Annotated in this window: 13 protein-coding genes; 5 read left to right on the top strand and 8 right to left on the bottom strand. The window is 69.0% G+C overall.

What is annotated here, in order from left to right; all coding sequences use genetic code 11:
* Nucleotide 1: 1 nt before the first annotated feature.
* From HWN72_RS00475 to HWN72_RS00455, 5 genes are all read right to left on the bottom strand, one after another.
* Nucleotides 2-988, bottom strand: coding sequence for a glycosyltransferase family 2 protein (locus HWN72_RS00475; RefSeq protein ID WP_211149492.1), 987 nt, complete (start codon nt 986-988; stop codon nt 2-4).
* The gene (locus HWN72_RS00470; protein WP_211149491.1) at nt 985-7,464 is read right to left on the bottom strand and encodes a type I polyketide synthase; all 6,480 of its coding nucleotides are present in this window, start codon (nt 7,462-7,464) and stop codon (nt 985-987) included. Before HWN72_RS00470 ends, HWN72_RS00475 begins: the two co-directional genes overlap by 4 nt.
* Nucleotides 7,465-7,467: 3 nt before the next feature.
* Nucleotides 7,468-12,123, bottom strand: coding sequence for a MupA/Atu3671 family FMN-dependent luciferase-like monooxygenase (locus tag HWN72_RS00465; protein ID WP_211149490.1), 4,656 nt, complete (start codon nt 12,121-12,123; stop codon nt 7,468-7,470).
* A gap of 132 nt (nt 12,124-12,255) precedes the next feature.
* On the bottom strand, nt 12,256-13,182 hold the full coding sequence (locus HWN72_RS00460; RefSeq protein WP_211149489.1) for a glycosyltransferase family 2 protein: 927 nt from the start codon (nt 13,180-13,182) through the stop codon (nt 12,256-12,258).
* The gene (locus tag HWN72_RS00455) at nt 13,179-14,363 is read right to left on the bottom strand and encodes a glycosyltransferase family 2 protein (RefSeq protein WP_211149488.1); all 1,185 of its coding nucleotides are present in this window, start codon (nt 14,361-14,363) and stop codon (nt 13,179-13,181) included. Before HWN72_RS00455 ends, HWN72_RS00460 begins: the two co-directional genes overlap by 4 nt.
* Nucleotides 14,364-14,624: 261 nt before the next feature.
* Here HWN72_RS00455 and HWN72_RS00450 point away from each other — a divergent pair, with 261 nt between their 5' ends.
* Nucleotides 14,625-16,001, top strand: a complete 1,377-nt coding sequence (locus HWN72_RS00450; RefSeq protein ID WP_008830605.1) for an oligosaccharide flippase family protein — start codon at nt 14,625-14,627, stop codon at nt 15,999-16,001.
* Complete coding sequence (locus HWN72_RS00445; RefSeq protein ID WP_211149487.1) at nt 15,998-17,302, top strand: glycosyltransferase; 1,305 nt, start codon at nt 15,998-16,000, stop codon at nt 17,300-17,302. The genes HWN72_RS00450 and HWN72_RS00445 overlap by 4 nt, the downstream gene beginning before the upstream one ends.
* 173 nt (nt 17,303-17,475) lie before the next feature.
* Here the strand turns inward: HWN72_RS00445 and HWN72_RS00440 are convergent, their stop codons facing one another.
* Genes HWN72_RS00440 through HWN72_RS00430 form a run of 3 tightly spaced genes read right to left on the bottom strand, consistent with a single transcriptional unit; the run spans nt 17,476 to nt 21,546 of the window.
* A complete protein-coding gene (locus HWN72_RS00440) occupies nt 17,476-19,062 on the bottom strand; it encodes an O-antigen ligase (protein ID WP_211149486.1) in 1,587 nt (528 codons plus the stop codon).
* A gap of 20 nt (nt 19,063-19,082) precedes the next feature.
* Nucleotides 19,083-20,618, bottom strand: a complete 1,536-nt coding sequence (locus HWN72_RS00435) for a hypothetical protein (RefSeq protein ID WP_211149485.1) — start codon at nt 20,616-20,618, stop codon at nt 19,083-19,085.
* A 28-nt stretch (nt 20,619-20,646) separates the two neighbouring features.
* A complete protein-coding gene (locus tag HWN72_RS00430) occupies nt 20,647-21,546 on the bottom strand; it encodes a WecB/TagA/CpsF family glycosyltransferase (RefSeq protein WP_008830601.1) in 900 nt (299 codons plus the stop codon).
* A 258-nt stretch (nt 21,547-21,804) separates the two neighbouring features.
* Here HWN72_RS00430 and HWN72_RS00425 point away from each other — a divergent pair, with 258 nt between their 5' ends.
* Genes HWN72_RS00425 through HWN72_RS00415 form a run of 3 tightly spaced genes read left to right on the top strand, consistent with a single transcriptional unit; the run spans nt 21,805 to nt 25,165 of the window.
* A complete protein-coding gene (locus tag HWN72_RS00425; protein ID WP_248005707.1) occupies nt 21,805-22,521 on the top strand; it encodes a polysaccharide biosynthesis/export family protein in 717 nt (238 codons plus the stop codon).
* On the top strand, nt 22,518-23,672 hold the full coding sequence (locus HWN72_RS00420; protein WP_172704933.1) for a hypothetical protein: 1,155 nt from the start codon (nt 22,518-22,520) through the stop codon (nt 23,670-23,672). Before HWN72_RS00425 ends, HWN72_RS00420 begins: the two co-directional genes overlap by 4 nt.
* Entirely contained in the window at nt 23,669-25,165 is a 1,497-nt protein-coding gene (locus HWN72_RS00415) for a Wzz/FepE/Etk N-terminal domain-containing protein (protein WP_008828314.1), read from the top strand. Before HWN72_RS00420 ends, HWN72_RS00415 begins: the two co-directional genes overlap by 4 nt.
* The last annotated feature ends 7 nt before the right edge of the window (nt 25,166-25,172 follow it).

Below are 25,172 nucleotides of genomic sequence, written 5' to 3'. Positions count from 1 at the left end.
CTCAACGCCGTTGGGGCGCGAGCATCCCGAACCAGAGAAAGTCGCTGAGCAGCCGCGGCGGATCCTCACGCGGCTTGCGGCGCAGCTGCTGCTTCACGAGGTAGAAGCAATGCCCCGCGATCCAGGCGAGATCGGCCGCCAGCGCATAAGCCCAGCCATGGTTCTTGCGGAAATAGCGCCGCCGCGATGCGAACCAGTAACCCGGGACCCGCCGCGCATGAGCGTCCTCGCCGGTGACGCCGGTGCTTTGCCCGGCGACGTGCAGCACCGTCGGACGCGGCGCATACCAGCACTGCCACCCGCGCGTTTTCGCCTCGCGGCAGAAGTCGGTCTCCTCGTAGTAGAGGAAATAGTCCTCGTCGAAGCGAAGCCCCTGCTGCAGCGCCTCGCGGCGCACGGCCATGCTGGCGCCGGAGACCCAGTCGATCTGCTCGGCGCGCCCGTCCATCCGCCGGGCCGTCCTGTGCCTCGCCAGCAGGCGCGAGGCCGGCCCCCAGCGCAAGGCCCGCTCCAGTTCGCCGAGTACGGTAGGGAAGCGGAAGGCGTAAGGCCACGGCGCGCCATCGGCGAGCAGCAGCGCCGTACCCACGACGCCCGCGCGCGGCGTTGCCGCCATGAAGGCGGCCAGTGCATTGGCCGCGCCGGGCATCACGCGCGTATCGGGATTGAGCAGCCAGACCGCGCGGGCCTCGCCGTCGCGAAGGGCGTGCTCGATGCCGAGGTTGCATCCCGCCCCGAACCCGCCGTTGGTCGGCGAACGCACCAGCGTAGCCCAGTCCCAGCCTTCCCGCACGATCACGGCTTCGAGCGATTCGGCCGAGCCATCACGCGAATCGTTGTCCACCACGATCACCCGCAGTCCCGCGCCGGAGCGCCGCTCGACATCGAGGCTGGCGAGACATTCCGTCACCAGCGCCGCCGTGCGGTAGTTGACGATGACGACGGCGATCGGGAAGTCGAGCCCCCGGCGAACTGCGCGCCCGCTCATTCCGCCGCCTCCTCGAAGAAGTCGAACCGCTCTTCCTGCATCACCGCGGCGCGGCTCCACGGCCCGTGCTCGGACACGGCATCGTCGAGCGCGTTCTGGAACAGCGGGGCGAGCGTGGCGACGTGCGGCTCCTGCAGGTTCGACATGTGGCCGCCGGGAATGTCGAGGATCACGATGTCCTCGCGCACCCGCTTGCCCCAGCCCAGCGCAAAGTCCCGGTAGATCGCGCGGTAAGGGGTATCGTCGGCAAGGTCGGTGTCGTTGGACGCCTTGAACAGCGCCACGCTGGTCGATTGCAGGATGCCGATCGGCCGATGTTCCTTGTGTGCGGCTTCATAGAGCCTGAGGAACGGGATCGCCGGAGCATCCGCTTCCATCGCCGCGTCACCGGCATCGGCAGCGCGCAGGGCATCGACGGTTCGTCGATCCTCGGCCCTCCGCATCCGCGACTCGATCTCCCAGCGCGCGAGGTTCCAGGCGCGGCGGCAGAGGTCGGGCAGCATCTGCAGCGGATTGCCGGACTTCAACACGCCGAGCACGCGGCCAAGGCGGGCTCGGCTCTCGCCGAAGCGGTGCTTGCGCGCCTCGACGTCGGCGGCGTCGATCACGCCGACGAAGGCCACCTGCTCGCCCATCGCCTGAAGTTGCTGCGCCATCTCGAAGGCAATCACGCCCCCGGCGCAGAGCCCGGCGAGGAGATAGGGGCCTTGCGGCTGAACGCTGCGCACCTTGCCGATGTAGTACGTCGCCATCTCGTCGATGCGAGTGTGGGCGTAGTTGCCGTCCGCCTTGCGCAGCGGCTCGATCCCCAGCACCGGCCGCGCGCCGTCCAGCCGCAGCGCCAGGCCGCGATAGAGCAGCGTCTCGCCGAGCCCGTCGTGGATCAGGAACAGCGGCGTGGCCGGGCCGCCCTTGCGGATGGTGACGATGCCCTGAGCCAAGCCAAGACCCGGTGCATCCGCCTCGGCGGCGGCGGGCATGTCAGGCGCCCGGCTGTCCGGGTCGATCACGGCGGCAAGCCCCGCGACGGTCGGCTGGCCGAGCATCGCCGCGAGCGGCAGGGTGCGGCCGGTCTTCTTGCGCAGCCGGTTGGTGAACTGCACCGCCAGCAGCGAATGGCCGCCAAGATCGAAGAAGTTGTCGTGCCGCCCGACCGCCTCCATGCCCAGCAGGTCGCACCACAAGTCGGCGATGACCTGTTCGGCCGGGGTCGCGGGCAGATCCGCCGGATCGCCGCTCGCAGCCTCGCAGCGGCTGGCGCGCGGCGGGCTGCGCAGGCGCGCGAGCACCGGCGCGAGGTCGTAGGGCGAGATCACCGTATGCGGGCGGCACCGGCCCGAGAGCAGGCGCGCGATCACTTCGGTGCCCTCTTCGGGCAGTATGCCCTCGGAGCTTGCCGCGATCTCGCCGGTGGCGGCCTTCGCGGCGCGCGGCGGCGTCGCGGAGGCGCGGGCGAGCAGCGCCGCGTCGCCCATGTGCATCATCGTGAATTCGCGCACTTCGGCGACGACGAGGCCGTCGGCGTCGGTGATCGTCACGTTGAACACCGCCGTCTGGCCATCGGAGGAGACCAGCCGGATGTGGCTCCACGCGAGCGCGGGCAGCGGGGCGTGGAGGAGAAAGCGGCGATAGGTGAACGGCGCGTAGAAATCACGGCTCCGGTCGCGCCCGGGAATCAGCGTCTGCGCGCCCGCCGTCGCGAAGTCGAGCAGCGCCGGGTGCAGGCCCATCGCCAAGGCCTCGGCGGCGTAGGGCGCGGGGAGTTCCAGCTGGAGCAGCGCCTCGCCGTGAGGGGACGCAAGCGCCTGCACGAGCGTGTCCCAGCGCGGGCCGAAGTTCATCATCGGCTGGTCGGCGCCGCCGCAGATCGCGGGGCTGCAGCGCTCGGCGATGGCGCCGAGGTCGAGCGTGGAGCGCAGCGGCGTCAGCGTGTGCGGCCGGACCACGCCGTGTGCGTGCTCGGTCCATTCGCCCCCGTCTTCGGGGCGGCCGAGGATGGTGACCTTCCACCCGCTCGCGCCGCGCCGACGGACATGGACCCGCAAGCCGCGCGCCTCCCCGTCAGGCACCGCGAAGGGCTTGAGGAACGTGAAGTCGGACAGTTCCAGCGCGCCCTGGTGGACCAGCGCAACTGCTGCCCGAGACATCTCCAGGAAAGATGTCCCGGGCAGCAGCGCACCGGCATCAACGACTCGGTGCTCGTCGAGCACCCAATGCCGCACGGGGGTTAGGATGCCGGTGACCACAAACTCATCGTCGGAAATGGTGCAGAGCCGTTCGAGGAAGGGATGCTCGATCGTCTTCCCTGTCCCGAGGTCGTCGGGCAGCGCGCCCATCCCTCCTTCAGGCGCTCCGCCCTCGCGCCCGCCGAGCGCGGCGGCCATGCCAACTTCGGCCCACTGGCTCCAGCCGACCGACTGCACCCGCGTGCGCGGATCGCTGCGCCGGGATTGCGCGTAGGCGTCGAGGAAGGCATTGGCGGCGGCGTAGTCCACCTGCCCCGGCAGCCCCGCGAAAGCGCTGACCGAGGAGAACAGCAGCAGGAAGCCCGGCGCCTGACCTTGCAGCGCGGTCTCCAGTGCAAGGGTGCCCGCGATCTTGGGTCGCAGCACGGCGTCCACCGCCTTGCGGCTGCGGGTCTCGATCAGCCCGTCGTCGAGCCCGCCCGCAGCATGGAACACGCCGTCGATCGCGCCGAAGCGGGCGACGGCCCTGCGCACGCCCTTCGCCAACGCCTTCGCATCGGCGACGTCGGCGACGATCAGCTCCACGTCCGCCCCCGCCGCTTCGAGCGCGAGCAGCTTGCGCACCTTGTCCTCGACGCCCAGCGGCAGGTCGCCGCTTGCGAGGCGCTGCGCCCACTCCCCGCGCGGCGGCAAGGCGCTGCGCCCGACGAGAGCGAGGCGCGCCTTGTATCCGCGCGCAAGGTGGTCGGCGATGGACAGGCCCAGCCCGCCCAGCCCGCCGGTAACGAGGTAGACTCCGCCCTCGCGCAGCCATGTCGGCTGTCCCTCGGCCAGCGGCTCGCGCGCGTTGCGGTAGGCGAGCGTCCAGCGCTCGCCCGCGCGCAGGGCGACGTCGCCGGAAGCGCGGGGGCCGGAAACCTCGGCGATCACCGCGTCGGCAAGGTCGGCGGCGTTCACGGCGGCAAGATCGATGTCGATCGCGCGCACCTCGAGTCCCGGATACTCGGCCGAGACGGTGCGCGCGGCGCCGATCGCCGTGGCCTTGAGCGGCATGAGGTCCGCATCGCCCGCCACGCGCTGCGCCTTGTCGGTGACAAGCGCGACGACCACCGGCCCCTCGTCCACCTGAGCGGCGAGTTCTGGCACCATCGCGATCAGCGCATGCAGCCCCCGGTCGAGGATCGCCGCATCCCGGCGCCTCGGCGCGGCTACCCCGCCCGCCAGCCAGCAATGATAGACCTGACGCGGCATCCGCCCGTCTCGGCCCAGCCGGACGAACAGCCGCGCCCAGTCCTCGCGCACGTCGGGCCGCAGCGCGAAGGCGTCGGCGGCGCTCGCGGCAAAGCGCGTCGCCGCGTGGACGGTGACGGTCTCCACCCCCGCCTTGCGCAGCCGCACGGCAAGGCTGGCGCCGAACCCGTCGTCATCGCAAAGCACCAGAGCCGGACCGCCTGCAGCCCCGCCCACGGCTTCTCCCACCACCAGATCCTCGCGGCTCCACACCGGCTCGTAGCCCCAGTCGCCCAGCGCGAGGCGGGTATCCGCATCGCCCCCGGAGGCCGCCGTGTGCAGGCTCGCGCCCGGCTCGATCCAGTGCCGCTCGCGTTCGAAACGATAAGTCGGCAGCGGCACGCGCAGACGGCGCTCCTCGCCCCACCATGCGGTCCAGTCGATCTCGACGCCCAGCGCCCAGAGTTCGCCAAGCGCTTCGAGCAACCGCTGGTCGTCGGCAACCTCCTCGCCCGCATGGCGCATCGAGGCGACCACCGGCTGGCTGGCCTTGCGCGCCGGGTGCTGGCGGGCAAGGCTGGTCATGGCGCGGCCGGGGCCAACTTCCAGAAGCACCTGATCCGCCTCGCCCAGCAGGCATTCGAGGCCGTCGGTATAGCGCACCGGCTCACGCAGATGCCGCACCCAGTATTCGGGATCGGTCGCCTCCGCCGCGCTCACCCAGCGCCCGGTCAGGTTCGAGGCGAAGGGGATCTGCGGCGCGCGCAGCGTGATCGTCTTCAGCAGGGCGCGGAATTCAGGCAGGATCGGGTCGAGCATCGCCGAATGCGCGGCGACCTCGATGGGGATCGGCTGCGCCTCGATCTCACGCGCACGCAAGTCGTCGAGGAAGGCCGCCACCGCGTCCGCCGCGCCCGATACGACGCACAGGGACGGGGCGTTGATCGTCGCGATCGAAACCCCGGGCGGCAGCAACGGGGCGAGTTCGGCCTCGGAAAGCGGCACGCTGATCATGCCGCCTTTCGCGGTCGTCTCGAACAGGCGCCCGCGCGCGTGGACGATGCGCAGGCCCGCTTCGAGGTCCACCACGCCCGCGACATGCGCCGCAGCATATTCGCCGCAGCTGTGGCCGATCATCGCGGCCGGCGCGATCCCCAGCGCCATCCAGAAGCGGGCGAGCGCGGTCTGGACGATGAACAGCGCGGGCAGCGCGTTGGAGGGACGTTCCAGCTCGGCGGCCGCGGCATCGCGGTCGGCCTCGACCGGGAACAGCCAGCGCTTGAGGTCCGGCACGCCGATGCGCGCAAGCACGGCGAGGCCCTTGTCCACGTCGGCACGGAACGCGGCCTCGGTCTGGTAGAGATCACGCGCCATATCGACATGCTGCAGCCCGCCGCCGCAGAACTGGAAGGCGACCGGGCGGCCGGGCACGCAAACCTGCTTCGCGGACGACTGGCGACTTGCGGTTTCGAGCGCAGCGGCGGCTTCAGCCCCGTCCTGACCCACCGCGAACCGACGCCATGCCAGCGCGCGGCGGCCGGTGTTGAGGGTGAAGGCGGCGTCGGCGAGCGATTCCGTGGCCCCCGCGAAATGCTGCGCCCCAAAATACGCGGACAGCGCCGCAGCATTGGCATCCGCCGCACCTTGCGTGGCGCCCGAGGTCATCAGCAGCTGGCGACGGCGGCTCGGCCCGCTTGGCGCGCGCGGCGGCGCTTCCTCCATGACGATGTGGGCATTGGTCCCCCCCACGCCGAGTGAGCTGACCCCGGCGCGACGGGGGCGATCGTCGCGCCGGAGCCAGGGCGCGCTGGTGGCCTGTACGCGGAAAAGGCCAGTATCCAGCGCGCATTCGGGATTTGCGGCCCCGAAATGCGGAACAGGGGGAAGCTCGGCGTGGCGCATCGCCAGCGCCACCTTGATGACGCCCGCCGCGCCTGCGGCGGTGTCGGTGTGGCCGATGTTGGCCTTCACCGAACCCAGCGCGCAGGGCTCTGGCCTTGCACCAGACTGGGCGAAGACCTGCCGCAGCGCCGCCACTTCGATCGGGTCGCCGATCGGCGTGCCGGTGCCGTGCGCCTCGACGTAGTCGATGGCCGAAGGCGCGATGCCGGACACCGCGAGGGCCTCGGCGATCACCGCCGCCTGCCCGTCCACGCTGGGGGCGAGGTAGCCGACCTTGCCCGCGCCGTCGTTGTTGATCGCCGAGCCCCGGATCACCGCATGGATGTGGTCGCCGGCGGCCATGGCATCCTCCAGTCGGCGCAGCGCCACCACGGCGACGCCGCTGCCGAACACGGTGCCCTTGGAGTCCGCGTCGAAGGGACGGCACAGGCCGTCGGGGGAAAGGATTTCGCCCTGCTCGTAGAGGTAGCCCCGGCGGTGCGGCAGTTCGATCGAGGTTCCGCCCGCGAGCGCCATGTCGCACTCGCCCGACAGCAGGCTCTGCGCCGCCATGTGGATCGAGACGAGCGAGGTCGAGCACGCGGTCTGGACGTTGATGCTCGGCCCCTTGAGGTCGAACAGGTACGACACCCGCGTCGTCAGGAAGTCCTTGTCGTTGCTGGTGTGGCGCAGCAGGAACAGGCCGACCTCGTTCACCAGCTTGCCGTTGGTGAGCAGGTTGTAGGGCATGTAGGCGTTGTGGCCCGATCCCGCGAAGACGCCGATCACGCCGCCTGTTCCCTCGGCAAAGCCCTGCGGCGTATGGCCTGCGTCCTCCAGCGCCTCCCACGAGCATTCGAGGAAGTGGCGATGCTGCGGGTCCATGACTGCAGCATCGCGCTTGGACAGGCCGAACAGCGCGGCGTCGAAGCACTCCATGTCGGCGAGCGGCGCGCCGCGGCGCACGTAGTCGGGGTTGCGCAGCAGCGCGGGCGAGACCCCGGCGGCGAGCAGTTCCTCCTCGGAATAAGTCTCGATCCCGTCGCGGCCTTCGCTCAGCAGCGACCAGAATTCCTCGGGGCCGTGCGCCCCGGCGAAGCGGCACGCCATGCCGACGATGGCCACCGCGCTGGAGGTGTCGAGCGAGGGGTCGAACGGTTCTTCGATGGGCTGGTGCATGGTTTAGACCCTCACGCCGATGCGGGCGGTAGCGCGACGATTGCGTGCCTGATTGCGCATTTCGGCGCGGTTCTGACCGGCGAGCGCGGCGGCATCGTCCTGCCCGCCCGACAAGTGCGCGCCGAGCGCGGCGATGGTCGGGAAGCGGAAGATGTCGGTCAGCGCGACCGGCTGCGTGAGTTCGGCGGACAAGCGGCGGTGGACCTGGATGGCGAGCAGCGAGTGGCCGCCGATGTCGAAGAAGTTCTCCGTCAGGCGCACTTGCGGCAGCTTGAGCACGTCGCACCAGATCGCCTGGATCTGGGCCTCCACGCCGGTCGCCGGGGCGGCGCTGTCATCCATGTTGTCGACGACCACGCTGACCGGCTCGGGCAGGGCATTGCGGTCGATCTTGCCGTTGGGCGTGCGCGGCAGGGCTTCGAGCAGGACGAAGTTGCCGGGCACCATGAAGTCGGGCAGCCGCTCCCGCAGATGCGCGCGCAAGTCCTCGACCGCCGGGGCGCCGGTGCGCGGGGCGAGGTAGGCGACGAGGCGGGTGGCAGCGCCTTCCTTGCGGGCGACCACGACGGCCTCGGTAACCTCGGGGTGCGCGGTGAGCGCGGCCTCGATCTCGCCCAGTTCGATGCGGTAGCCGCGGATCTTCACCTGATGGTCGAGGCGGCCGAGGAATTCGAGCGTCCCGTCCTCGCGCTGGCGGGCGAGGTCGCCGGTGCGGTAGACGCGCGCGCCCGGATTGAACGGGTCGGCGACGAAGCGTTCGGCGGTCAGCTCGGGCCGGTCGTGGTAGCCGCGCACGACCCCCGCGCCGCCGATGACCAGCTCGCCCGGCGTGCCCTGCCGCACCGGCTGCAGCCGCCGGTCGAGGATGTAGATCTGCTGGTTGAGCAGCGGCCTGCCGAGCGGCGGCGCGCCCCCTTCATCCAGCGCGTGGACGGCAGACCACACGGTCGTCTCGGTCGGCCCGTACATGTTCATGACGGTGCCGGAAACGAGGCCGGTCATGTCGGTCGCCAGCTGCGGCGGGAACGCCTCGCCGCCGACCATGAGGTGCTGGAGTGCCTGCAGGCGCGGGCGGGCAGCCGGGTCGCTCGCGAGCACCTGAAGCAGGGACGGCGTACACTGCAGGTGCGTCACCCCGTGGCGCGCCATCAGGTCGTGAAGCGGGCGTTCTGCGGCGTTATGGTCCTGTTGAGTGCCGTTGAGTGCCAGTGTGCGCAAACGCGCGATTTGCGGCAGATGTTCGATAACCGTCTGGGAATCCACACCAAAATCGACAAGACAGCCGATCTCGTCGACGCCGATCGCCGACAGGCGGTGGACCAGTCCGACGTTGTCCTCAGGCGTGCCGAACAAGCCGCTGGTCTCGAAATAGCGCTCGAAGGCATGGTCGAGCAGGGCGTCGGTCTCTTCCTCGGAGATATCGGAAAGTTCCAGTCTTTCAGCACCTTGCGGCGTCTTGAAAGCCGGAAACGACCAGGCGTACTGCTTGAGCAGATTGGTCGAGGTGCGCAGGTAGTCGATGAGCGCAGGCTTGACGGCCGCGCGCACCGCATCTTCGCTTTCTCCAAGAAAAGTGTGCAACATCAAGGTGATGCGCCCTTCTCCCGAATGCCCGGCCTCGTGCCAGGCGCTACGATAGGCGGCGATCTTGGTCGCCACCTCCTCGATCGACTGCCCCAGCAGGTGCGTCAGCACATTCGCGCCGACCCGCCCTGCCTCGCGGAAAGTCTCTGAATTTCCAGCAGAAGTTATCCAGACCGGCAGCTCCGACTGGACCGGACGCGGGTACGTGCGCACCGAGACGTCATGCCCCAGCGGCCCCGGATAAGCCCGCGCCTCGCCCCGCCACAGGCCCCGGACATCCTCGACACAGCGCTTGAGAACGCCCGCGCGATCGGCATAAGCCACTGGATTCAGGACGAAATCGTCCGGCTGCCAGCCGGAGGCGAAAGCAATCCCCACGCGCCCGCCGGACAAGTTGTCGACCAGCGCCCACTCCTCGGCGATGCGAAGGGGATGGTGCAAGGTCCCGACCACGCTGCCGGCACGGATCTGCACCCGCGACGTGATCGCCGCGATCGCCGCTGCGGCGACGGCGGGATTCGGGTAAGGTCCTCCAAAGTCATGGAAATGTCGCTCCGGCGTCCAGATCGCCTCGAAGCCCTCGGCATCGGCGAAGCGGGCGCCTTCCAGCAGGAGGTTGTACTGCTCGGCCGCGCTGCCCGCGCTGGAACTGGCGAAGTAGAACAGGCTGAAACCGACCGGGCGCGCATCAACGGCGACCACTTCCGGCACATCGCCACGCACTTCGCGCTCGCTGGCGATGACGATGTGATAGCCGTGCATCAAAGGCCACATCAGTTCCAGCGTCGAGATGTCGAAACTGAGGCTGGTGACGGCAAGCCACGTCCCGTCCGGCGCGATCTTGCGGTCCATTCCCGCGTAGAAATTCAGCAGGTTACGGTGCTCGACCATGACGCCCTTGGGCAAGCCGGTCGAGCCCGAGGTGTAGATCATGTAGGCGAGATTCGCGCCTTCTGCGCCGCCGTCGAACGGATCGGACGGGCATGCGGCGAAGACCTCGCGCATGGTATCGACGTGCAGGATCGGCGCGTCCGTCTGCGGCAGATCGCCCGCCAGCGCGGTCTCGCTGAGGATCAGGCCGAGGCCCGAATCCGCCACCATGTGCGCGATGCGATCTCGCGGATAGGACGGGTCGAGCGGCACGTAGGCACCCCCCGCCTTGTGCACGCCGATAAGGCAGGCGAGCATCTCGACAGAGCGCGACAGGTGCAGCCCGACGAGAACCTCCGGCCCTACGCCGCGCGCGGCAAGGTCACGGGCGATGCGGTTGGAAAGCGCATTGAGCTGAGCGTAAGTCAGCGAGGTGCCGAGGGCGGTCACCGCCGGCTTTTCCGGCGTGCGCGCCGCCTGTTCGGCGAAATGGTGATACCAGGCGGGGCCGGTGAGGAACGGGCCTTCGGTCGCATTCCAGGCGCCGACGATCCGCGCATGTTCCTCGGGCTCGAGCAGCGACAGGCTGCCGACCGGCGCATCGGAGGCACCTGCGCACATCGCCTCGAAGCCGCGCACAAGGTCCTCGGCATCGGCGCGGGCGAGACGGGTGCCGTCGCAAGTCCAACGCAGCGTGCCTTCGGAGGCGCAGACGGCGATGTCGAGTACGGCGTCGCTGGCGCGCGCTTCGTCGAGGCGCTTCACGACCTGTATGCTGACAGGGTGGTCGAAGCCGGTCCGCCCGCGCAGTTCCGGGCTGCGGGCGATGAGGTCGGCGGAAATGGCCACGCGGCGGTGCATTCCTGCCACTTCGCGCTCCAGCGTATCGCGCAAGGCGGCGATGGGAGCGCTGAAATCGACCGCAACCTTGAGCGGCATTTCTGGCGCGAACCAGCCCGCCACATCGTCCAGTCGCGCGCGGCTGACACAGTCGCAGTACCCGATCTCGACACTCGCGCGGTCTGCAGCGCGCGCCAGCCATGCGACCAGAGCGGCCAAAGCCTCGCCGGCACCCAGCCCCTGCGGCAAGGCGCGGTCCAGCACGAAGGGCTGCGCAGGCCCGTCACCGACGCGCGGCGTGAACTGCGGCAGTTGCAGGCTCTCGCGCTGCTGCAGGCGGCGGCGCCACCATGCCTCGTAGCGTCCGGCGGCGGCATCGAGGCCGTCCAGCTGATCACGGCGCGTATCGTCGATGACGGTGAATCCGCCCGCCCCGATCAGCAGTTCACCGACCTGCGCACCACTCAACACTTCGCCCGAAAGCGTGGCGAGGCGATCGATCCGCATATCCCGATCGCCGGTCGCGACCACAGGTGTCGGGCCGGAGACGAGGATAGTGCCCGGTGCGCGGCCCGATGCACTGGCGAGCGGCGTGACCTGCTGTACCAGCAACAGATGCTCGTCCAAGAGCGCCTTTGGAGCGCCCATCGGGTTGGCGTAAGCGCCGAAGTCGAGCGCGCGGACGAAGCGGGCGATCTCCTCGGCCGAGCGGCTCCAATCGATGGTGGCGGCCGCCTGCGGGCGGTCGGCGCGGCCGACCATGCGATCGGGCGCGCGGTCCTGCCGGACGGCCGCTGCGACCGCGCCGCCCAGATCGGCGACGAGCCCTTCGAAGCAGCGCAGGCCCGCCTCGAAGCAGCGGGTGTTGAGCGACAGCGCGGTTTCCTCTTTGGCGATGTCGAAGCGTTCGGCGGCGAGGATGGCGCCTTCGTCCACCGCGCCGGTCATCAGGTGCCAGGTCACGCCGTGGCGCGGCGCTCCGTCCAGCAGCGCCCAGACCGGGGTGTTGAGGCCTGCCAGTTCGGGCAGCGGCCCGTCATGGAAGTTGATCGCCGCGCGCGAAGCCAGCGCCAGAACTTCGGCCGGAAGGACGGCGAGGTTGGAGATGCTGAAGACGTAGTCGACGCTGCCGATTTCGGCCGCCAACAGGGCGCGCGGTTTCTCGAACAGCGCAATGCCGTGACGGCGCGCCCAGTCGGCGGCGGGAGACATCGGCGCCGCGGCGACGGCGGCGATCCGGTGCCCGCGATCGAGGAGCAGCCTGCCGCATTCCGCGAGCAGGGTTTCATTGCCGATGAGAATGCTGCTCATGTCCGAACCAACAGGCGATTGCCCGTTGCCGGTGAAGTCGTCGAAAGACGCCATGTGATGCCCCACGCCTGAATGATTTCCCCCAAGTCGATACCGACTGTATTGGGGCTGAATTTGGAAAACTATGTCCCAAACCCCGCCCCTGTTTTCACCATGGATGGTTACTTGGGTGTTTTAGGGAGCGAATTACTTATACTCGATCAGACGGGCGGGCCGCGCCGTGATGTGCCGGGACTTGCGGCGGCGCCAGTAATCGATCTGGCCCTGCAGATGCGGCAACTTGCCCAGGATCAGCCAGGTCGCCTGAAGCGGGTCCTTGCGCGCCCGGATGCGCAGCCACAGCACGGGCCAGAGCAGCCATAGCGGCGGCAGCGACCAGACCACGTTGCTCAGGACCTTGCGGCGCAAGTCGCGCCCCGCTTCAGGGTCCTGCGCGCCGCGCATCGCCAGTGCCTCCGCCGTCGCATAGCCGCTGCGTCGGTTGCGCTGCCACCACTGGCCAAAGCGCATCATCGCCGCGTCGTGGATGGTCATGTCGCCCTCGATCCGGCGAATGAGCCAGCCGCGCCGCCGCATGCGATGGCACATGTCCGGCTCCTCCCCGGCGATCAGGGTCTCGTCGTAGCCGTTGACCTGGCGCAGCGCCGCGACCCGCAGCAGGGCATCGCCGCCGACGCTTTCGGCGAGGCCGACGGGCGTGTTCCACTCGGCCTCGCACAGCCGGTTGTAGCGGCTGGCGTCCGGAGCCTTCTCGCGCCTGCGGCCGCAGACGGCGGCGAGTTGCTGGTCGGCCAGCATCACGGTTCGCGCTTTTTCGAGCCAGCCGGGGATCAGTTCGCAATCGCCGTCGATGAAGTGGACGAGTTCCACCTGTGGATCGCTTTCCAAATGCCAGTGCCACCCGGCATTGCGCGCCCGCGCCGCCGTGAAGGGGAGGGCCGGGTCGAGTTCCACCACCGGCAGCCCCCGTGCCCTGACCCGCTCCACGCTGCCGTCGGTCGAGCCGGAATCTACGTAGACCACGCGCTGTCCGGTCCGCGTGACGCTGTCGATGCACAAGGTCAGGCGCGCGCCTTCGTTGCGGCCGATGATGACGAAGCCTACTGGCGTCACGGTGAACGCTCCGTGCGGGTCCACTCCCGCTCGCGCCGGGTCACGAACTGGGCGATCAGCGGCAGCTTCCAGACGAAATAGCCCGGCAGTTCGCGCAAGGACGACCACGGCAGCGCGTCGCGCCCGTGATGCCACCATGCGAGCGACACGCCGAGCGCCGCCGCGACCTGAGCCGCCAGCAAGGTCAGGAACGGCGCCGTCGGTCCCGCCAGCGCGAGCACGATCCCCAGAGCGGCCGCCGAGCAGAGCGCCAGCAGCACGGTCGGCGGCACCATGAGGTCCAGCGCCACCACCGCCAGCGCCGGGCGCCGTACCGCGCGCGCCAGCAGTCTGGGCACGTAGCGCCAGGCGGTCTGCATCATGCCGTGCTCCCAGCGGCGGCGCTGGCTGCCCGTGCCCTCGACCGAACTGGTGGCGCTCAGGATGCGGGCGCCGGGCTCGACGACCACGCGCCTGCCCGCGAGCAGCAGGTCGAGACCCATCTCCAGGTCCTCGACCAGAGAGCCGCCGGGCCAGCGCATTTCCAGGTACATCGCGCGCGGAAAGGCCATGCCCGAACCCTGCAGCAGCGCCATGCCGGACAGGCGGGCCAGCCCCTGCAGCCGCACGAGGTTCTTGACGAGGAAGGCGAAACTGGAAACCCGTACGACCGCGCCCGCATCGCGCGGGGCGGCAAGCAGGAAGATCCCTTGGACGGCGGCATCGCGCCGCGCCGCCGTCTCCGCCAGCGCCGTCAGGGAGCCCGGCATCGCCCGGCAATCGGCATCGAGCACGATTACCGCGCCGCAGTCCGGACGATGCCCGGCGATGAAGGCGCGGGCGTAGTCCAGCGCATGACCCTTGCCGCGAAGGTCGGGGTCGCGGCGTTCGATCACCGTCGCGCCCAGCGCGCGTGCTCTTGCCGCCGTATCGTCGGAGCAGTTGTCGGCGACCACCAGCAGTTCATCACCGCCGCGCAGCTGCGCCAGAGCCGCGCGGGCGCTAGCTTCGATCCCGGCGGCTTCGTCGTGGGCGGGCATGACGACGATGAAGGACGGCGCCTCCCCGCTCTCCACCGAAGGTCCACGCCGTGCACCGACGAGGCATTCGAGCGCCAGCATCGCCGTCGGTAACCCCGCCGCGACCGCCATCCACCATGCAAAACCCAGCGCCATGCGATCGGCGAGCGCAAGCACATCCATCCGCTTCCCCCTCTCGCGCCCCACGGCGCCAGCTTCACCGGGGCCGAGGATAAGGAGCCGCCGAGGGGCCGGGCAGCCCTGAAACTCCCTTGGAAGTTCTCATGATCGACACCGGACCGCCCCGGCCAATAGACTTGAACCCGAAGCTTCATTGCGGATTTTCAAGGAGAGTTGCTGCGTGCACATCGGGCTCTGCTCACATCGTCGGCTGCCGTTTGCGCGCACGATGACCGGACGCGTGACGCCCGGAAGCGCGACACAATGACCGCGCAGGCCCCGAGCGCCGGATGGGCGCCGCTCCGCCCCGGCCTGATGAGCCGACTGCGGGGCGCGGCTCTGCGGGACACCAACGTCGTCGTCGCCTCGGTGGTGGTCACGAACCTGCTGCGGGCGGTGAGCAGCATGATCCTCACCCGGCTGCTGGCACCGGAGGTGTTCGGCATATCGGGCGTCATCGCCTCGCTGCAATTGACCATCGCCTTGCTCAGCGACTTCGGCTTCCAGGGCTTCATCGTCCGGCAGAAGGACGGCGACCGCAAGCGCTTCCTCGACACGGTGTGGACGGTGGCGGTGCTCCGTTCGCTGCTGCTCACGGCGATCATGGCGCTGCTGGCGGTGCCGATGGCGCACGTCCTAGGCAGGCCCGAACTGGCCCCGCTGATCGCCGCCGCCTCGCTGCTGTTCCTGGTGGACGGCCTCGCATCGACCAGCATGATCACGGCGCTGCGCAGCGGCCGCATCCTGCGGCTGTCGGGCGTCGAACTCTTCGCGCTGATGATGCAGATCGCGGCGAGCGCGCTGCTGGCATGGGCCTGGCCGACCTACTGGGCGATCCTGGGCGGCATGTTCATCGGCACCGGGCTGAAGTCGCTGCTGAGCTTTGTGGTGTTCCCCGACGCCCGGCGCGCCTTCGGGCTGGAGCGCGAGACGCTGAAGGCGCTTTGGGCGTTCTCCCGCTACGTCACGGGATCGAGCATCATCTACCTGATGGTCACCCAGTGCGACAAGCTGGTGCTGGCCAAGTTCATGCCGCTGGACCAGTTCGGGTTCTACGTCCTTGCTGGCAACCTCGCCTCCGCGCCGCTGGCCTTCGCGGGCAACTACACCAGCCGCGTGCTGCTGCCCGCCTATGCCGCGCTGTGGCGCGAAGGCGCGAGCGACCTGAAGGCGCAGTTCTATGCCCGGCGAAGACTGCCTTCCATCCTCTACGCCGCCGCGACCGGCGGGATCATCGGCAGTGCGCCGCTCATCATCGGTCTGTTCTACCACTCCATCTACGCCGAGACGGCATTCTACATGCAGATCCTGTGCATCTCCTCGCTGCTGGCGATGCCCTCCAACGCGGCGAACGAAAGCCTGATCGCGACCGGCCGGGTCAGCGCCTATTTCGAAGCCAACCTCGCCAAGCTCGCGTGGCTGATCGTGATGGGAACCGCGGGCTATCTCCTGTGGGGACAGATCGGGCTGGTCGTGACGGTTGGCACCATCGAAGGCGCGGCGCTGGGGCTCAAGTGGTGGCGCATGTGGCAGGTGAACCTGCTGGACTTGTGGCAGGAGGGACTGTTCCTCGGCGCCGGGCTCGTCGGCGCGCTTCTCGGAGTGGGGGCCAATCTCGTGCTGGGCCCGTTCCTGACATGAGCGACATTCCCGACAACGACACGCTGCTGATCTATGCGCCGGTGCCGCTGCACCGCGATGCGGCGGGCAATCTCTTCGTCGAGGCGCAGGCGGTGAACGGTCTGCGGCTGTGGGCCGCAAACTTCGCGCGCGTCATCGTCATGATGCCGCTGAGCCCGGAGCCGGTTCCTGCGGGCTGGGTGCCGGTTTCCGACACCGGCGGCAAGCTGGACCGGGTCCGCTTCGAGATGCTGCCGATGGCCTACCGGCCGGACCAGTTCCTGCGTCATCTGCCGGCGACGCGTCGCCATATCCGCAGGCTGATCGCCGAGGCGCAGTGGCTCAGCTTCGCGATCGGCGGCCTGTTCGGGGACTGGGGCGCGGTTGCCGGTTTCGCAGCCCACGACATGGGCCGCCCCTTCGCCGTGTGGACCGACCGCGTGGAATCCGAAGTCGTCCGCAAGTCGTCGGCGAGCGGCCCCTGGAAGGAGCGCCTGCGCGCCCGGCTGACTCACCGGCCGATGGCGTGGCTGGAGCGCGCGGTGATCCGCCGCGCCTCGCTCGGCCTGTTCCATGGGCGGGAGACTTACGAGACTTACGCGCCCTTCGCCACAGGCCCGGCGGAGGTGGTCCACGACATCCACATCGCGCCCGGCGACCACATCGCCGCGGATCGCCTCGCCGCCAAGGTCGCGCAGGCAGGCGAAGGGCCGCTGCGGCTGGTCTACACCGGGCGAGCCGATCCGATGAAAGGCCCGCTCGACTGGATCGAGGTGCTGGAGCGCCTTGCCGCCATGGGCGTGGACTTCCGCGCCCGCTGGCTGGGCGACGGATCGGAACGGCCCGCGATGCTCGCCCGCATCGCCGCCGCCGGGCTGGAAGCGCGCGTCGAGATGCCCGGCTTCGTGACCGATCGCACCGCGATCCTCGAAGAACTGCGCGGCGCCCATGCTTTCCTGTTCTGCCACCTGACGCCGGAATCGCCGCGCTGCCTGATCGAGGCGCTGGCGTCCGGCTGTCCGATCGTCGGCTACGGCAGCACTTATCCGGCGGACCTCATCTCCGTCCACGGCGCGGGCGTGCTCGTGCCGATGGGCGACAGGGCCGCGCTGGCCGGGGAACTGGCCCGGCTGGACGCGGACCGCCCCCGGCTCTCGGACCTGATCGTCAAGGCATCGCGCGACGGCGCGCCGTTTACCGACGAGCACGTCTTCGAACACCGCAGCGAAGTCATCCGCCGCCATCTCGGCCCGGCCAATGCCATGGCGGGAAGCCATCCGGTAAGGCCGCGAGCGGGCAAGCCGGCGATCTCCGGGGCCTGACGACCCGCCGCCGTTATCGGGTCCGAAATGGCGCATCCTTGTTCATTTGTATCGTCGTCATTCCCGCGAAGGCGAGAACCCATCTCCTGACATTGCCTGTTGCACGGCTTTCAGATGGGTTCCCGCTTTCGCGGGAATGACTGGCGCTGGTTTCGATCGAGGCAAGGTCAGGTTTACGCCGATGCCAATCCCGGCTGCGCGGTCGCCTGCCGCACACCCGGCGCGGGCCGCTGCCGCAGCGTCTGCTGGTACTCTTCCTCCGCCTGATGCGCGGCATAAGTCCGGCTGATGGCCCGGATGGCGGCGGCGAAGCCCATGAAGCCGATCGTCAGGTAGGCCATGCGGGTGGCGAAGAACGTGAAGAACAGCGTTGCCGCCAGCGCGGCGAGGCTGCCGAACACGAAAGCCGCCGGCACCGCCGTCCCCGTCGCGATCTCGGCGCGGCGCATGCGCCACAAGTACGAGAGCGGGGCCGTGAAATTCCACACGAAGGCTGCCAGCCCGATGACCCCCGAAACGAGCGCGAACCACAGGTACGAGTTCACGTAGTCGATGATGCCCTCTCCCTGGCGCATGTCGTTCAGGCGCACTTCGAGCTGATCACGGGAAAAGCCGACGATCGGGCTGTCCCAGAACTCCTGCACGCCGCGATCGAAGAGGGCGCGGCGATATTCGCCGGTCTCGCTCGCCTGGCCCGACAGGCCGAGGGAGTCGGAGAAGGACGGGTAGATGCTGGCCGCAGCGAAGATCAGCGTCAGCGCCGCCGCCGTCGGCGCGGCCTTGCGAACGAGCGCGCTCCAGCGACCGAGGAACATGTCGGCGAGCAGGACCGCGATGCCCAGCGCCACCCAGGCATTGCGCGACTGCGGCGCAGAAAGGCCGAGGAACAGGGCCGCGCAGAGCAGACCATGGCGCATCCGGGTCCGGAAATCGTCGCGAATGAGCCACAAGGCAAGCATGCACAAGGTCATGACCAGCGCGATCGAGGTCGGCTCGTTGAACGGTCCGCCCGGTCGCATGAAGGCACCGCGCACTTTGACCGCGAGCAGCTTGGGCACGTCGTAATGCCAGTACAATTCGTTGTACATCGGCCAGTTCTGCACCATCTCGAATACGAGCACGCCTGAAATCGCGATGCCGGAGCAGGCGAACCAGCGCATCCCCGTGCGCATCGAGGCGAGATCCCTGAAACCCCGGCTGAGGATGAAGTACGGCATGCCGTAATCGAAACCGATGTTGATCGTCGTGCGCAGGAAGTGCGTAAGGCTCGTCTCGCGGGCCGATGCAAAGACCATGACGAGCAGAACCGCCGCGACGCGCATGTCATCGCCGCGCCCGATCCGCGCCTTGCCGGGCGCGATGACGATCGCGATGACCGCGCCCAGGGCCAGCATGTCGTGCACGCTGATGTCGAACAGCTTGATGCCGGCCAGCTCGACCGCCTGGTCGAGACTGGGGAGCAGCATCAGGCTGTACAGATAGACCCCCGCGATCTCTTCCGACCGACGGGCGAACAGCGGAACCCACATCAGCATGACGAAGTAGAGCATCCACACGTTCGGCAGCAGCCAGGCGACGGCGGGCATGAAGAAGGTGATGAGCACCGCCTTCACCGCCATCTCCTCGCGCAGAGGCGCGCGCAGGCATCGCAGGAACCAGAGCACGCCTGCCGTACTGCAGACGGCGCCGTAGAATCCCGGCTTGGCGATGACGAACAGGATGGCGGCCGTGACCAGCATGGCCACCACGATGAGCGGCATGGCTGACGAATTCTGTCGGTTCAATGGCTTGCCTCCAGGAAGCGGTGCACGGCCTGGTACTTGGGCGCCTCGGCGATCGGCTGGCCGCCGTATTCGCGCAGGCCCCACGAGCCGTATTCGGAGATCGGCGCGGTCGATGCATAGAGCATCATCGTGTCGCCGAAGCGGTCGCGCCACTCGGTAAGATAGCGGGCATAGGCCTGCCCCATGCGCGGATCGCGCTGCACCGATCGGGCAAGCGCCAGATCGGGCGTGACGAGGTGCTGCCCGGCTTCGTACGTGATGTAGCGCTTGCCGTACTGCGCGGCGATCTCGCGCTGCTCGCCCGCCATGTCGAGCGACTTCTCGATCGCGGCGGGCATCGCCGCGAAGACGCGGTCGGTATCGCCGGCATGGTAGGCGTCCATGTCCATCCACACGTAAGGCGCGGTCGCCAGGGCATCGACCCAGTCGGCGGTATCGCGAAAGCCCAGGATCATGCGCGCAAGACCGGCGTTGGCGTTCTGCGTCGCGGCGACCCGCACCAGCGCGCCGGGCCTGTCGGCGAACACCTGCGTCCAGATCCGCATCGTCTCGGTCACCCGCTCGGCGTAGCGCTCCATCGCGGCGCGAGTGGCGTTGCCCTCGCCCAGACCGCGCGCCAGCCCCTCGCGCTCGGCGTCTTTGGTCGCGTCGAACATGTCGTTCCAGACCTCGTTGCCCAGTTCGACGTAGACCCGGCTGCCCGGATCGAGCCGCTGGTGGACGAGCTGCGCGAAGCTGCGGACGTAAGCCTCGTCGGCGTGGAAGGGCAGGGTGAACCAGGCATCGGCGTGGACCGTGTTGGCAAGGTCGACCATGTCCTCCACCGACGCGCCTGCCGGGCCGGACTGCGAAGAGGTTTGCGGGAGTGCCCGCTGGCTCCAGGTCAGGCGCAAGTTGTCGTTGGTGCGCTGCCAGTCCATGAAGCGCAGCACCCCGAAGCCCGACACGAAGTTCACGAACTCGGGGTCGAAGCGGACGCTGGCGGGCGTGCCTGCCTTGCGGCAGTCGATGTCGCGCACCGGATCGCGCGGGTCGGTGCGGGTAAGCTCGATCCACGCCATCTCGTTCTCCTGGCCGGTCGGCGAGAGTTTCAGGTCGAGGCTGTGCGGCCCGCGCCCGGTCACTTCGACCACGCCGTCGGCTTCAAGCTGGCCGGTGCCCAGGAAAGTGCAGCGCACTTCGACCGGCCGGAACGGCGCGGCGGGCATGACAAGCAGCCGCGTCGCGCTCTGGCCCGGCTCGAGCTGTTTCACCCACCCCAGCGCGTCGAGCTGGCCTACAGGCATCGGACTCCAGCCCTCTCCGCGCGACTGGAACCATTCGCTTTGCGCGATCATGTTCGCGAAGGCCTGCTGGCGGTTGTACCAGTGCAGCGTGAACAGGTTGATCCCGATGGTCGTTTCCGGCGCGGGCGCGACCCGGACCAACCGCAGTTCGGTGCCCCCGGCCGCCTGCCACGCCCCTCCGACGTAGAGCAGCGCGGACAGCGATGCCGCCCCTCCGACCAGCATCGCCAGTGCCATGCGGTTCATGATTCGCCCCCGGATCATGCCCCCTCGCCTATGCGTGCAGCGGCGTTCGCGCCGGGACCGGAGCCCGGCTGCTGCGCCACATCTGGTGGATACGGAAGATCTGCGGCCCCTCGATCAGATAGCGCCGCCAGAGCCGCTGCGGGTTGGAGCAGAGCCGGAAGGCCCACTCCATCGACATCTGCTGGATAACCACCGGCGCACGCTCCTGTTCGCCGGACAGGAATTCGAGGCTGGCGCCGATGCAGAAGCCGATGCCCTGCCCGCCGCGCGCTTTCGAGACGCGCCGCGCGATGATCTCCTGCTGCGGCGAGCCGACGGCGAGGAAGGAATAGCGCGCCTTCGCCTCGACAAGGAAGCGCACCGCGCGCGCCGTCTCGCGCGGGTCCTTGATGAAGCCCATCGGCGGGTTGTAGTGTCGCACGTTGCGCAGCCCGTAGAGGTCCTTGATCCGCGCCACGGTGGCCTCGCTGCCGCCCAGGATCGCGACGGCGTCGTCGGGGGCTATGCCCTGCTCGAACAGGCGTAGCGTCAGGTCGCTGCCCGTCACCACCGGAAGCTCGCGGCCGTCACCGCGCGCCAGGCGGGCGAGGATGCGGCTGTCGCACAAGGTCATCCACGCGTCGCGATAGGCCGGCCACAAGTCCGAACGCCGCCGCAGCAGCCGCACGACATGATCGACGTTGGGCGTGACGATATAGGTGAAGGGCGCCGTGGGCGGCCGCTTGCACACCGCGTCCATCGCCGTCGGCAGGTCGATCGGCGTGAAGTCGAGGTCGAGGAATTCGACATCGTCGCGGTGCGCTCCGCGATCGGCAGCCTCATGCCCGGCATCGAGATCGAGCACATCCGGCAGCGGCAGACCCAGGGCGGGTGCCAGTGCGGGCGCAGGAATTTCAAGGCCGGTGATGTTCAGGTGTTCAAGCGACATAGAGCGTACCTCCCCACACGCGATTATGCCGCCGCCCTGCGCCGTGGTCTTCCCGAGCAACTGCGCAGGGTGAAGGGAGAGGCCCATTCCGCCTGCCGAAAATCCCCCTGGGAAATATCCGCTAGGTGTGCGCGACGAGCCGATGCGGGTTTCTCCCCACGGATAAGCACGCCCTCCAATGGGAGAATTTTCGGCAAGTACCGCATGGGGTTAGCTTTTCGACAGACCGGCATTCGATGTCGGCTGTGGGGGGTAGACATGCTTCAATCGAACGATTCACATCGGTCGCGCACCGCGCGCCGGTCGATCCGAGCCGTTGCGGCGGCCGCTTCGCTGATCGCCCTGGGCCTTGCGGTCCACCCGGTCGCAGCGCAGGTCAAGGCTGGCAGCCCTGCCAGTCCGGCGATCGCGCCCGCCGTATCCGGCGCCCAGTCCGCCGCCGCGATGCCCGACGCCGCCTCGGCCACGCGCTACAAGGTGAAGGCGGGCGACCAGCTCGACGTATTCGTCTGGGGCGAGGAGCGCATGCAGCGCCAGGTTCTGGTCCAGCCGGACGGCACGTTCGCCTTCCCGCTGGCGGGAACGATCCGCGCCGACGGCCGCAACGTCACCGACATCGCCGACGAGATCCGCGGCCGCATCGCGCTCAATTACACGGCCGCACCGCCCGACGTGACGGTGACCGTGCGCGAGACCGACGGCACGCGCTTCTACGTGCTTGGCAAAGTCCGCACGCCCGGCAGCTACACCAGCCGCTCGGTCCCGAACATCCTGCAGGCGCTCAGCATGGCCGGCGGCACCGCCGAGTTCGCCGATACCGGCAGCGCGGTGATCCTGCGCCAGACCCGCAATGGCCAGGTGGTGGAGCGCATCCAGCTGAGCAAGCTGCTGAAGGGCGCCCGCTCGCTCAATTCCGGTGCCCTCGGCACCCCGCTGCCGACGCTCCAGAGCGGCGACGTCCTGCTGATCCCGTGACGGCGGTACGTCGTGGCACCCTGCTCCTCCTGGCCGTCGCCCCGTCGACGCTGGGGCTCGCTTCCACCGATGCGGCCGCGCAGGAGCAGCCGCCCTACATCGAGTTCGACATGACGGGGTTCACGGGGCGCAACCCGTTCCTCACCACGGACGACCGCAAGATGACCTCGGGCGGCGAAGTCTCCGCGCAAGGCAGCGCGGGGGTCAGGATCGATCCCAAGACCACGCTCGATCTGGACGGCAAGCTCGCCTATCGCCGCTACAGCCGTCGGTACGGGGATTTCGTCACGGGGTACGCCCGGACGGCGATCGACTATCGCGGCAGCGAGCGCTTTTCGGCCCGCACGGAGGGCGGCTTCGAGCGCCTCCTTCCGCTGGAAGGCGGCACCGGCTCGATCGATGCCGCGATCGACCCGGTGAGCCTGCAGGAACGCTACGAACTCAAGCAGAGCATGCGCTGGCGTCCCGACCAGTACATGACGGTCAGCGGAGAGGCGGCGTGGAGCCGGTTGTCGCCGCAAGGTTCGCTGCTGCTGCGCCGGACCGACGCCACCAGCTTCGGCCTCGGCCTGGAGCGCAGGCTTTCGGGCACCTCCTGGGTCGGCCTCGGCGGTATGGCGACGTTCAGCAAGTCGGCGGACCGATCGGAATCGGATTCGGCGATCTTCGTCCTCAAGGCCGGTTCGCGCATCGCGCCGAACCTGTCGATCCAGGCCGAAACGGGCGTCTCGAAGATCACCCGGCGCGAACCGGGACGGCCGAACGAGAACAACCCGTTCCAGCTCACCACCGCCCTGTCCGTATGCTACGATCCGCGCCGTCTGCGGGTGTGCATCGAGGGCCGCATCTCGCCGGTCGTCACCAGTTTCGGCGGCATCCAGCGCGAGAAGGTGCTGACCACCACCTTCGACTTCCAGACCAGCGATCGCGGCAGGCTGAGCGCGAGCGGCGAGTATCGCTCGGTTCCCAGTCCCACCTTCGGATCGGACGCGAAGATCGTGCGCCTGTCCACGACTTACGAGCACCGCCTCGACGACCGCTTTCGCCTTCACATCGGCGCGGACTATGACCGCCGCACCGGCATGACCACCCAGACGCAGAAGTCCTGGACGATCCGGGCCGGCGTCACCTTCCGGATACCCAGCCGATGAACAGCACGACCCAGACATCCGCGCCCGTTTCGCCGCCGGCATCCATCGTGGGCGATACCGACTCCCTCGGCATCTACCCGGTCGAGATCCTGGCCATGCTGCGTCGCCGCTGGCGCTGGCTGATCGCGCCGACCCTGCTCGGAGCCGCCGCAGCGGCGGGCTCGGTGGTGATGCGAGAGCCGGTCTACCGGTCCTACGCGACGTTGCTGATCGATTCCCCGCAGATCCCGCAGAGCCTGATCTCCTCGCCCATCACCGAAGTGGCGGACGAGCGCATCGCCAAGATCCGCCAGCAGATCGTCAGCCGCGACAGCCTGACGCGACTGATCGAGCAGAACAGGCTCTATCCCAGCGAGCGCGCGGCGATGGACTATCCCAAGCTGCTCGAGATCATGCGCACGAAGATCGGGGTGAACCTGGTCGCCGCCAACCAGGCGCAGGGACGCGGCGGCACGATCGCCTTCAACCTCACCTTCGACTACCGCGATGCCCGCACCGCGCAGGCGGTGACCGAGCAGCTGACCAAGATGTTCCTCGTCGAAGACAAGCGCTTCCGCACCGAGCAGGCCACCGGAACCGCCGCCTTCCTCGCCAAGCGCTCCGACGAACTGCGCCGCCAGTTGCGCGACCTTGCCGAGAAGCGCCGCGGCGTGCAGGCCCGCTATGCCGGTTCCCTGCCCACCGACGTCGCGCTCAGTTCGCAGTCGAGTTCGGCGATGCGCGCGGAAATCTCGCGCACCGATGCCGAGACGCAGGGACTGGTGCAGCAGTCCAGCCTGCTCGCCGCTCGCCAGCAGGAACTGGAGCGCACCCCGCCCGGCATCGAAGGGATGCAGCGCGCCGAGGAACGCCTCTCCGCACTGCTTTCCACCCATTCGGAAAATTTCCCCGACGTGATCGCCGCCCGCGCCGAAGTGGCACGTCAGCGCGCCCTTGTCGCGCGGGAACCGGGCCGGGGCGAGACGCTGATCGAGGCCGAGATCGCCGCCGGGCGCGAGCGCATCTCCACCCTCGCCGCCCGCCGCGCGGAACTGGTGCGCACGATGGCCGACATCGACGCCCGCGTCGCGCAGGCACCGCAATCGGCCTACGAACTCAACACGATCGAGCGCGAGTACGACAACATCAAGCGCCAGTACGACTCCCTGCGCGAAAAGCAGCTCGACGCGCAAGTCGCCGCCAACCTCCAGTCGGAGGACAAGGGCGAGCGCTTCACCGTGGTCGATGCGCCCAACCTGCCGCTGCACCCGCTCGGCCAGAAGGGCTGGATGGTCGTGCTGATGGGCATCGCCGCCGGGTTCGTCATGGGCCTCGTCCTGATCATCGGCCGCGAGATGCTGACCGGCACGATCCACGGCACCGAAAGCCTGCGCCGCGCCGTCCGCGCCCCGCTGTTCGGAGCCGTCGCCACCAGCCGCACACCCACTTTTCTCGATCGGCTCGCACGCTGGCTGCCGGGCCGGGCGCATGCCGCAGCCTATTCGCCAGCCTAAGCCAGTC

The organism is Novosphingobium sp. HR1a, from assembly GCF_015594425.1.
GTDB lineage: Bacteria > Pseudomonadota > Alphaproteobacteria > Sphingomonadales > Sphingomonadaceae > Novosphingobium > Novosphingobium resinovorum_A.
Note: the sequence above shows the minus strand (reverse complement) of the source record. Positions and strands in the feature narration are given on the sequence as shown.

Bases quoted from the DNA above. Each gene is read 5' to 3' on its own strand.
- HWN72_RS00450 (WP_008830605.1), top strand. From the start codon at position 14,625: ATGACCGCGCAGGCCCCGAGCGCCGGATGGGCGCCGCTCCGCCCCGGC.
- HWN72_RS00430 (WP_008830601.1), bottom strand. From the start codon at position 21,546: ATGTCGCTTGAACACCTGAACATCACCGGCCTTGAAATTCCTGCGCCC.
- HWN72_RS00455 (WP_211149488.1), bottom strand. From the start codon at position 14,363: ATGGATGTGCTTGCGCTCGCCGATCGCATGGCGCTGGGTTTTGCATGG.
- HWN72_RS00435 (WP_211149485.1), bottom strand. From the start codon at position 20,618: ATGAACCGCATGGCACTGGCGATGCTGGTCGGAGGGGCGGCATCGCTG.
- HWN72_RS00475 (WP_211149492.1), bottom strand. From the start codon at position 988: ATGAGCGGGCGCGCAGTTCGCCGGGGGCTCGACTTCCCGATCGCCGTC.
- HWN72_RS00465 (WP_211149490.1), bottom strand. From the start codon at position 12,123: ATGGCGTCTTTCGACGACTTCACCGGCAACGGGCAATCGCCTGTTGGT.
- HWN72_RS00415 (WP_008828314.1), top strand. From the start codon at position 23,669: ATGAACAGCACGACCCAGACATCCGCGCCCGTTTCGCCGCCGGCATCC.
- HWN72_RS00445 (WP_211149487.1), top strand. From the start codon at position 15,998: ATGAGCGACATTCCCGACAACGACACGCTGCTGATCTATGCGCCGGTG.
- HWN72_RS00470 (WP_211149491.1), bottom strand. From the start codon at position 7,464: ATGCACCAGCCCATCGAAGAACCGTTCGACCCCTCGCTCGACACCTCC.
- HWN72_RS00425 (WP_248005707.1), top strand. From the start codon at position 21,805: ATGCTTCAATCGAACGATTCACATCGGTCGCGCACCGCGCGCCGGTCG.
- HWN72_RS00440 (WP_211149486.1), bottom strand. From the start codon at position 19,062: ATGCCGCTCATCGTGGTGGCCATGCTGGTCACGGCCGCCATCCTGTTC.